Here is an 11,479-nt window from a genome sequence, read left to right as displayed (position 1 = left end):
ATGGTGTGCTGGTATTGATCACGTATGATGTGAGCACAGTTAGCAGTGCAGGGCAAAAAAGACTTCGCCGCGTCTCGAAAATATGCCAAAATTACGGTCAACGTGTCCAAAATTCCGTGTTTGAATGCATTGTCGATTCCACACAGCTTACTTCATTGAAGCTGGAATTGCTCTCGATCATCGATCTGGATCAGGATAGCCTCCGTATTTATCAATTAGGCAATCATTACAAGAATAAGGTAGAGCATTTGGGTGTGAAAGAATCAATTGATTTAGAGGGGCCATTGATTGTCTAGTGCGAATGTGAAGCGCACACGAATTCCCTGGGGGATTCGCACCCGAAAAACGGGTTAAAATGCCGTTTTTTGTCTGCTTTCTCTAAATTATCTTAACGTATGAATGAATTTGAGCGTATTTTGATTACAAATATGAAAATGAAAGCATATTTGGGGTGAAAATTCGCTGTCGCATCCTACGCGGATGCGTGGATTGAAATTAATGTGTCGCTATAATCAAGTTAACAGGATGCGTCGCATCCTACGCGGATGCGTGGATTGAAATAAATCCAACCCTGTCAGGTTATACTGTTGATACGTCGCATCCTACGCGGATGCGTGGATTGAAATGGATTGAGTCAGTTCTCTTTGCGCTACTGCGTTTGGTCGCATCCTACGCGGATGCGTGGATTGAAATCCTTGCTTCAGGATAAGGAGTGGGAAGAGAAAAAGTCGCATCCTACGCGGATGCGTGGATTGAAATTTGGGCGATATAAGGCCCCTCAAGGTAAAACAAAACGTCGCATCCTACGCGGATGCGTGGATTGAAATCATCCGCCAACCGCCCCGGCCCGGCACGTACGGGATGTCGCATCCTACGCGGATGCGTGGATTGAAATTCTGTACGACGTTTATCTCAATGATAAGGGCTATGTGTCGCATCCTACGCGGATGCGTGGATTGAAATCGATAAGCCAAGTCGCACCCTCTCCAAATAGTCGTCGCATCCTACGCGGATGCGTGGATTGAAATCTTGTTAGCCACATCCAGATCAGTCACGTTTTCACGTCGCATCCTACGCGGATGCGTGGATTGAAATCATACCGCGCCATCTTTTTGATCCGGGGGGCTTTTGTCGCATCCTACGCGGATGCGTGGATTGAAATTACGCAAACGCTTTATGAACCTATCCCATTCCTTGGTCGCATCCTACGCGGATGCGTGGATTGAAATTAGGCTTATCCACTTCATTTTGCTCCATTTTTAAGTCGCATCCTACGCGGATGCGTGGATTGAAATCTCCAAACTATCGACTCTATCAAGTCACAAAATCGTCGCATCCTACGCGGATGCGTGGATTGAAATCAAGCCCAAAAGAGGTATAATCACACCCCACAGGGTCGCATCCTACGCGGATGCGTGGATTGAAATCAAACTGAAAGTGGCAAAGTTATTGCAACCTTCCGTCGCATCCTACGCGGATGCGTGGATTGAAATGCAAGGGTAGCGCTCTCGTACTCTTCTCCCTTTAGTCGCATCCTACGCGGATGCGTGGATTGAAATTGTACACGGGGCTGCGTGTGAGCGAGCTAATCAATCGTCGCATCCTACGCGGATGCGTGGATTGAAATTGGACTCAAACGATCAAACGGAGCGATCACAGGAACGTCGCATCCTACGCGGATGCGTGGATTGAAATTAATGTCGAAATGTCAATTTTAAATTCGGTTTTGGTCGCATCCTACGCGGATGCGTGGATTGAAATCCATATATGTAGTCGCTGATGTTTTGCTGGCTGGTACGTCGCATCCTACGCGGATGCGTGGATTGAAATCGTATCTGGTTGCTGCTTGTAAAGCTGCTATCGGTCGCATCCTACGCGGATGCGTGGATTGAAATTCGTTTTGCTCGTCCGCTGTCGTGTAACGCTTTGGTCGTCGCATCCTACGCGGATGCGTGGATTGAAATTTATAGGGGCGGCGGTGCCTGCCATGTGGGCGTCGTCGCATCCTACGCGGATGCGTGGATTGAAATTAAAATTACTAGAATACCTGTCCCATAACCACTTGTCGCATCCTACGCGGATGCGTGGATTGAAATCTTTGGATAAGCTTTTGGACTCGGTTAAACCAGCGTCGCATCCTACGCGGATGCGTGGATTGAAATCGCCTCACCTCGTAATGCAGGTGCGAGCCGGTCGGTCGCATCCTACGCGGATGCGTGGATTGAAATTCCTGCTCGAGCTGCGCAATCTTTTCGCGGTCGGGTCGCATCCTACGCGGATGCGTGGATTGAAATCTGTTCCGCCACACTCGCAGCACCAGTCGTAGTCGTCGCATCCTACGCGGATGCGTGGATTGAAATATCTTTTCCTTCGCGACATCAAGCGCTGTCACTTTGTCGCATCCTACGCGGATGCGTGGATTGAAATATCTTTGACATGAACATGCAGCAGGACAGGGAAGTCGCATCCTACGCGGATGCGTGGATTGAAATCGTTCGATCATGCCACGGTCGAACACAAGTATTATGTCGCATCCTACGCGGATGCGTGGATTGAAATCTGATGGGGGACTGCTTGCCATTTATCACTCTGCTGGTCGCATCCTACGCGGATGCGTGGATTGAAATTTCCGCGACAACTGCTCGTTTGATCCAATGCGGCGTCGCATCCTACGCGGATGCGTGGATTGAAATTTTCCACTCGACGTTATACCCAAGATCGCGCAGGTCGCATCCTACGCGGATGCGTGGATTGAAATCTCCTTATTCGTAAGCTGCGTATGTTACTGTGACCCGTCGCATCCTACGCGGATGCGTGGATTGAAATCCCATTGGGTTTATTGATAACAGTAGAGGAAGAGAAGTCGCATCCTACGCGGATGCGTGGATTGAAATATCCCAGCCAAGACACTGGCAGGTATGCGGTACGGGGTCGCATCCTACGCGGATGCGTGGATTGAAATCGTCTACATCCCCACTGCTGGGGATCGCCACGGTTCCGTCGCATCCTACGCGGATGCGTGGATTGAAATGGGAACAGAAGTACACCCGTAAAGCAAAGCAAGCGGTCGCATCCTACGCGGATGCGTGGATTGAAATCCCTTGGATAAGCTTTTGGACTCTGTTAAACCAGCGTCGCATCCTACGCGGATGCGTGGATTGAAATGCCTCAAAGTAGGCTGCAAGTCCGAGTCTACGAGTCGCATCCTACGCGGATGCGTGGATTGAAATCATGCCAAAAGTACACCCATCACAGTGACAGCAGTCGCATCCTACGCGGATGCGTGGATTGAAATCGGTGCCTCGTGTTGACGTTGGGACTGGTGAGGTTGTGTCGCATCCTACGCGGATGCGTGGATTGAAATGTTGGTATCCAGTGGTACGGGTCTTGTGCTGTTTTGTCGCATCCTACGCGGATGCGTGGATTGAAATGAGTTACGGATGCGGAAAAGGACTTGGTTGAGTTGTCGCATCCTACGCGGATGCGTGGATTGAAATCCCTTGACAAGCTCTTGGACTCTGTCAAGCCGGCGTCGCATCCTACGCGGATGCGTGGATTGAAATCGGTACCTCGCGTTGACGTTGGCACGGGTGAGGTTGTCGCATCCTACGCGGATGCGTGGATTGAAATGCCTTATGTTTTTGTTGATAGTGTGTCAGGGTCTGGTCGCATCCTACGCGGATGCGTGGATTGAAATCGGATAGCCCGTTTCGCACCGCCCCTACGGTGCCCGTCGCATCCTACGCGGATGCGTGGATTGAAATCGCCATTGCATACTCATCCAATTCGGGCTTACGGTCGCATCCTACGCGGATGCGTGGATTGAAATAGCATAATCCAAACCCATCAAAGAGATTATTTCCGTCGCATCCTACGCGGATGCGTGGATTGAAATTCCACCCGCAGACGCTGCTCTTCGGTAGCCAGCCCCGTCGCATCCTACGCGGATGCGTGGATTGAAATTGACCGAGGAAAGTATGCCCAAACTCACGAGATTGTCGCATCCTACGCGGATGCGTGGATTGAAATCATCCGCCACCTGTTGCCATCCACGTATCACTCCTGTCGCATCCTACGCGGATGCGTGGATTGAAATATTTACGCCTTCATGAAAGTCGTACCACTCCGCGTATGTCGCATCCTACGCGGATGCGTGGATTGAAATTTTCGTCAGCATAGCGTCTCCACCTCGCCTTTCCAGTCGCATCCTACGCGGATGCGTGGATTGAAATAAAGTCATGCTGGATGATAATATTGCCTTCGCGTATCGTCGCATCCTACGCGGATGCGTGGATTGAAATCATCTACTTTCTAACGAAATAGGACGGGAGGGAGCGGTCGCATCCTACGCGGATGCGTGGATTGAAATGCCGTGCCCGCGAGAATGTCCGATGCTTGCGCTGCCGTCGCATCCTACGCGGATGCGTGGATTGAAATCGTCGATGAACGCACGGATCGGCGCACGGTGCGCTGTCGCATCCTACGCGGATGCGTGGATTGAAATATGGCACCCTTCGTATCCGTCGCGGTAAATACGACAGTCGCATCCTACGCGGATGCGTGGATTGAAATCATGTCGGATATACGCGCACGTCCCGGACGCCAACGTCGCATCCTACGCGGATGCGTGGATTGAAATCGCACGTCCTCCGCCTCGGCCGCCACGCCGCGCTTGTCGCATCCTACGCGGATGCGTGGATTGAAATTTCAATTCCTCCAGGTCTACCCCAGAGCTTTTAAGTCGCATCCTACGCGGATGCGTGGATTGAAATGGGCGGACGGGGAACACAGCGTGATAGGGTCCCGTCGCATCCTACGCGGATGCGTGGATTGAAATCAAAACTTTTGCAAGGGCGACGCCGCCTGGTCAGGGTCGCATCCTACGCGGATGCGTGGATTGAAATATCATCGCACTGTGGCGCAGCAGGATTTGCTTCGTCGCATCCTACGCGGATGCGTGGATTGAAATTCCGCCGTTTTCGTACTCTGCCCTGATCTTTTCCGTCGCATCCTACGCGGATGCGTGGATTGAAATCGTCGATGAACGCACGGATCGGCGCACGGTGCGCTGTCGCATCCTACGCGGATGCGTGGATTGAAATATGGCACCCTTCGTATCCGTCGCGGTAAATACGACAGTCGCATCCTACGCGGATGCGTGGATTGAAATCATGTCGGATATACGCGCACGTCCCGGACGCCAACGTCGCATCCTACGCGGATGCGTGGATTGAAATCGCACGTCCTCCGCCTCGGCCGCCACGCCGCGCTTGTCGCATCCTACGCGGATGCGTGGATTGAAATTTCAATTCCTCCAGGTCTACCCCAGAGCTTTTAAGTCGCATCCTACGCGGATGCGTGGATTGAAATGGGCGGACGGGGAACACAGCGTGATAGGGTCCCGTCGCATCCTACGCGGATGCGTGGATTGAAATCAAAACTTTTGCAAGGGCGACGCCGCCTGGTCAGGGTCGCATCCTACGCGGATGCGTGGATTGAAATATCATCGCACTGTGGCGCAGCAGGATTTGCTTCGTCGCATCCTACGCGGATGCGTGGATTGAAATTCCGCCGTTTTCGTACTCTGCCCTGATCTTTTCCGTCGCATCCTACGCGGATGCGTGGATTGAAATGTCAGCAGTTCGAATGTTTCTGCGATCTCAGGATTGTCGCATCCTACGCGGATGCGTGGATTGAAATAAAGGGTCAAGGAGGAGCTTGAACCGACGGGCGCTGGTCGCATCCTACGCGGATGCGTGGATTGAAATTCCGTACGCCATTGTATCACCACCTTATGACTCCAGTCGCATCCTACGCGGATGCGTGGATTGAAATCTTGTGTATCGAGTGTGAAGCTGCGAATTCCCTTGGTCGCATCCTACGCGGATGCGTGGATTGAAATCGGCTGCTGCGCCAGTAAGGTTGTGATGACCATGTCGCATCCTACGCGGATGCGTGGATTGAAATGTTCTCACGTTCGCGGGATACGCCAGCGATGCGGTCGCATCCTACGCGGATGCGTGGATTGAAATCAGTTTGCTCGTTTCAAGCTGTTCGAGCAACAGATGTCGCATCCTACGCGGATGCGTGGATTGAAATATTTGCACGTCAGCAGCGATTAGCAAAGAGGTGGAGTCGCATCCTACGCGGATGCGTGGATTGAAATCTTTAGAAAGGAGGGGCCAATGAACGAGATTGTTTGTCGCATCCTACGCGGATGCGTGGATTGAAATAAGCAAGGGCGGAACAAGCCCGTTTGATGGCTTGTCGCATCCTACGCGGATGCGTGGATTGAAATATTTGATTACTTTATTTACAAAGTGTAATATTACTTGTCGCATCCTACGCGGATGCGTGGATTGAAATTAAAGCGCGAGAAAAGCCTTGTAGGGGCGATGTCAGGTCGCATCCTACGCGGATGCGTGGATTGAAATTAAACTAGGAGTTGAGGAAATGTGTTTGGTATCGTGTCGCATCCTACGCGGATGCGTGGATTGAAATACGATTGTACCAAATGTGTCGAGATTACACTGTAGAGTCGCATCCTACGCGGATGCGTGGATTGAAATACGCAAAAAGGATATCAAGTCCTTTTCCGCATCGTCGCATCCTACGCGGATGCGTGGATTGAAATAGCCTCTCAGGCTTGCTTTGGCAGCACCTGATCGCACGTCGCATCCTACGCGGATGCGTGGATTGAAATTGTCTTTGCACGACCTCGACAGCTACATCAACACGGTCGCATCCTACGCGGATGCGTGGATTGAAATTCCGGACGTGGCATGCCCGGATTTTCCGCCGCGTCGCATCCTACGCGGATGCGTGGATTGAAATACACAATCGCCCGGGTCAGATGCGCCATATTTACGGTCGCATCCTACGCGGATGCGTGGATTGAAATACGCGTCTACTCTCCTTTTCACAAGTAATGGTAGTCGCATCCTACGCGGATGCGTGGATTGAAATTCATAGGTCACATGAGCAGGATACTGAGTAGTAACAGTCGCATCCTACGCGGATGCGTGGATTGAAATAGCAACAGGATTTGGTCCACTACGGACTCGCGTTTGTCGCATCCTACGCGGATGCGTGGATTGAAATATCCAACGCTCGATCATTTCGACGGCGAACCAAGGCGGTCGCATCCTACGCGGATGCGTGGATTGAAATGCAGTTGCACCTCCGTCCTGTTCCACACCTCAACGTCGCATCCTACGCGGATGCGTGGATTGAAATAAGCATTTCGATGAGCCAGTCCAGTCGACCATCGTGTCGCATCCTACGCGGATGCGTGGATTGAAATGTATACCCTGACTTGCAGACGACTCTGAGGCGACCCGTCGCATCCTACGCGGATGCGTGGATTGAAATGCCGGGCCTCAAAATATAGACATGTGCCCACTTTGTCGCATCCTACGCGGATGCGTGGATTGAAATTGGTGAGGTCGCCAAACTCTACAACCAGATCGCGGGTCGCATCCTACGCGGATGCGTGGATTGAAATACACACTGAACCTATACATCAATAGCCCAGGCGGTTCGTCGCATCCTACGCGGATGCGTGGATTGAAATCGCGAGAATGCTACGATCACCATGCGTTATGCTGACGTCGCATCCTACGCGGATGCGTGGATTGAAATGCCGAGACTGAGTGTGAGCTTGCTGAAAGTGGTGTCGCGTCGCATCCTACGCGGATGCGTGGATTGAAATATCTACGCCAAGAGCCTTTGTACTGCGGCCGAGTCGCATCCTACGCGGATGCGTGGATTGAAATCGCATCGCAAAAGTTGTGCCGACTCCATAGTGCGTCGCATCCTACGCGGATGCGTGGATTGAAATTTCCCACTCCTGACATTTGAATACTCGGAACCGAATGGTCGCATCCTACGCGGATGCGTGGATTGAAATCGCAAGCACCCGCACCAACACCGATACCGGACACCGTCGCATCCTACGCGGATGCGTGGATTGAAATGCGGGTGCTGCGGGAGAGGAATCCACCAACATGCGTCGCATCCTACGCGGATGCGTGGATTGAAATCAAACTAAAGGAGGAACCAATCCATGTTGTTTACCGTCGCATCCTACGCGGATGCGTGGATTGAAATTTGCGGAGACACGGACGCGTACTACCCCGAGCAGGTGTCGCATCCTACGCGGATGCGTGGATTGAAATATCGACGACACGAGCACGCGGTCGCCCGGCTTGAGTCGCATCCTACGCGGATGCGTGGATTGAAATATCCAGCGCTCGACCATCTGTACCGCGTCCCACGGGTCGCATCCTACGCGGATGCGTGGATTGAAATGAGGGGTACGAAATCCTCGACCGAATTGCAGAGCGTCGCATCCTACGCGGATGCGTGGATTGAAATAAGACGCATGCTACCGTACATAAACCGCTTCCAACGTCGCATCCTACGCGGATGCGTGGATTGAAATAAGAACACTTGTCGCGGAGCGCTATCCTCGAAAGTCGCATCCTACGCGGATGCGTGGATTGAAATTCGTGGGGTAGGTCGTTATTCGATCAGGAACAAGGACGTCGCATCCTACGCGGATGCGTGGATTGAAATTTACGGTTGCTGGTGTCTATGTAGATCGGGTTGAGTCGCATCCTACGCGGATGCGTGGATTGAAATTTATCCCGGTCGCGCCCGGTGATGAACTTGCCCAGTCGCATCCTACGCGGATGCGTGGATTGAAATAACACCAAGCGTATCGGCCAAGACCTTCAAGGTATCGTCGCATCCTACGCGGATGCGTGGATTGAAATCCTCTTTTTTTCCGCGAGAGCGCGGACGGTCTCTCGGTCGCATCCTACGCGGATGCGTGGATTGAAATCTCCCCGCCGCCGCCAGCAGCACAATTACCCCAACGTCGCATCCTACGCGGATGCGTGGATTGAAATCAGGGCATGGTAGGACTTACCACTGCCAATAGTAGTCGCATCCTACGCGGATGCGTGGATTGAAATTCTTGGTATGCCTGGGCGGCTGTCTTGGCTATCCCGGTCGCATCCTACGCGGATGCGTGGATTGAAATGCGATCAGCGCGTCCACAACCGCCTTCACACCGTCGTCGCATCCTACGCGGATGCGTGGATTGAAATCTAGCGAATTTGTCCCACTCAACCCATCCAACCGTCGCATCCTACGCGGATGCGTGGATTGAAATCCCTAGCTTAAAATCCATGCGTTACCCCTCCTTACGTCGCATCCTACGCGGATGCGTGGATTGAAATCGCTCACCTCCTAGAAATGAAGGATGACAAGCAGGAGTCGCATCCTACGCGGATGCGTGGATTGAAATAATGACGGCCACGTTACCACCCTCCTAATCCGCTAGTCGCATCCTACGCGGATGCGTGGATTGAAATTACACCAAAGATGGTTGCCAGATAAGCTGCTCGGTCGCATCCTACGCGGATGCGTGGATTGAAATCGCCGCCGCTATCCGTGCCAGGCTTTGGCTTGAGGTCGCATCCTACGCGGATGCGTGGATTGAAATTGCTTTTGGTAGGGTAGGGGGGAGTTTATGCATAGGTCGCATCCTACGCGGATGCGTGGATTGAAATGCGCGATTGGAGTTGAGGTTATCGGACATCCACGTCGCATCCTACGCGGATGCGTGGATTGAAATGGCTCGTCTACCTGGACAAGCTCCGACAAGCGCGTGTCGCATCCTACGCGGATGCGTGGATTGAAATCACTGTTGCCAGAAGACTAGGAGGGTTTTTGCCAGTCGCATCCTACGCGGATGCGTGGATTGAAATCCTTAACCTCTTGATAATCCGTATTACTTCATTAGGTCGCATCCTACGCGGATGCGTGGATTGAAATTGGCATACTCGTTCAAAAAAGACTGGTAGGAACGGTCGCATCCTACGCGGATGCGTGGATTGAAATCTGAGTGGCTGGTTCGGAAGATTGTTTTGCAAGTGGTCGCATCCTACGCGGATGCGTGGATTGAAATGTGTCTTCGAAGGACATGCCAACGCCCGCAGCTACGTCGCATCCTACGCGGATGCGTGGATTGAAATTCCGTCTAAGCAGTCTGACGTGTGGATACAGTCGGTACGTCGCATCCTACGCGGATGCGTGGATTGAAATTTCTGAGCCGCCGATCCGGATACGAATCCAATTAAGTCGCATCCTACGCGGATGCGTGGATTGAAATTTCTGACGCAGGAGTTTTTAGAGCTGACCGAAGCGTCGCATCCTACGCGGATGCGTGGATTGAAATGCCACGAACACATGGACGCAGGAGCCCCCGATGCGTCGCATCCTACGCGGATGCGTGGATTGAAATCCGAAAAACAAGGTGGCGCTGCTCGACCGCAATATGTCGCATCCTACGCGGATGCGTGGATTGAAATAGAGAGGATGCGGACGACTTCGGCGAGGGCGGCCGTCGCATCCTACGCGGATGCGTGGATTGAAATTCTGCAACGGAAAGGACCTATAAAACGATAGCTAGTGTCGCATCCTACGCGGATGCGTGGATTGAAATGGTCAAGTTAAGTCGGCTCATGGGTAAGTTGGACGTCGCATCCTACGCGGATGCGTGGATTGAAATATCTGTTAGCGTGTCAACAGTAACACTATCAACTGGTCGCATCCTACGCGGATGCGTGGATTGAAATCGGGTTGGCAAAACAATCAATGTAGGTGGGGATAAAGTCGCATCCTACGCGGATGCGTGGATTGAAATTGGAGTGAAACGACAATCAAACGGACAATTACGAGCGTCGCATCCTACGCGGATGCGTGGATTGAAATTAAAGCATATTTTTGTTGCCTACAGGGAACGCTTGTCGCATCCTACGCGGATGCGTGGATTGAAATAGATGGCCGTCATGTTGACATCGCCATGATATGCAGTCGCATCCTACGCGGATGCGTGGATTGAAATTTTGCCGGGGACAAGCCGGCCACTCCGACGATCCTCGTCGCATCCTACGCGGATGCGTGGATTGAAATCCTTGCTCAAGTTTGGCGATCAGATCGCCACGCTCACGTCGCATCCTACGCGGATGCGTGGATTGAAATTCCATACCTTTGAACCCGAACGCACGACCGGATATGTCGCATCCTACGCGGATGCGTGGATTGAAATTGCATGTGCGACGGCTGCTCAGCCAGCTCTTTGTGTCGCATTGATGCTAGACTTTACATTGGACACGGAGAATCGAGAGTGCGACAATAAAAGCGTTCATAATCGAGGTGTCCAACATGACGAAAAAGTACGACAGGGAATTCAAACTTCAAACCGTACGACTCATCCAAGAAGAAGGGAAATCGGTGGCGCAGGTAGCCCGGGAAATGGGGCTTCATGAAAATACCATCTACCGGTGGGTCGCTGAATTCAAGCAAGACGGCAATCAAGCCTTTCCAGGCAGTGGACAACTGAAGCCGGAAGACAAAGCCCTACGCGACCTTCAAAAGCGAATTCGTGATCTGGAAGAGGAGAACGAAA

2 protein-coding genes and 1 CRISPR repeat array are annotated in these 11,479 nt (G+C 52.3%); both genes read left to right on the top strand.

The window, feature by feature from the left end:
- The first annotated feature begins 5 nt into the window (after positions 1-5).
- Entirely contained in the window at positions 6-296 is a 291-nt protein-coding gene (gene cas2, locus AC27IT_RS12950; RefSeq protein ID WP_025847370.1) for a CRISPR-associated endonuclease Cas2, read from the top strand.
- 168 nt (positions 297-464) lie between these two features.
- Positions 465-11,119: a CRISPR direct-repeat array (repeat unit 32 nt; unit sequence GTCGCATCCTACGCGGATGCGTGGATTGAAAT).
- Between the two features lie 116 nt (positions 11,120-11,235).
- The coding region (locus tag AC27IT_RS12945; protein WP_487091828.1) for a transposase at positions 11,236-11,479 on the top strand (244 nt) is incomplete at its 3' end.

Source organism: Brevibacillus sp. YAE8 (assembly GCF_057543335.1).
Note: the sequence above shows the minus strand (reverse complement) of the source record. Positions and strands in the feature narration are given on the sequence as shown.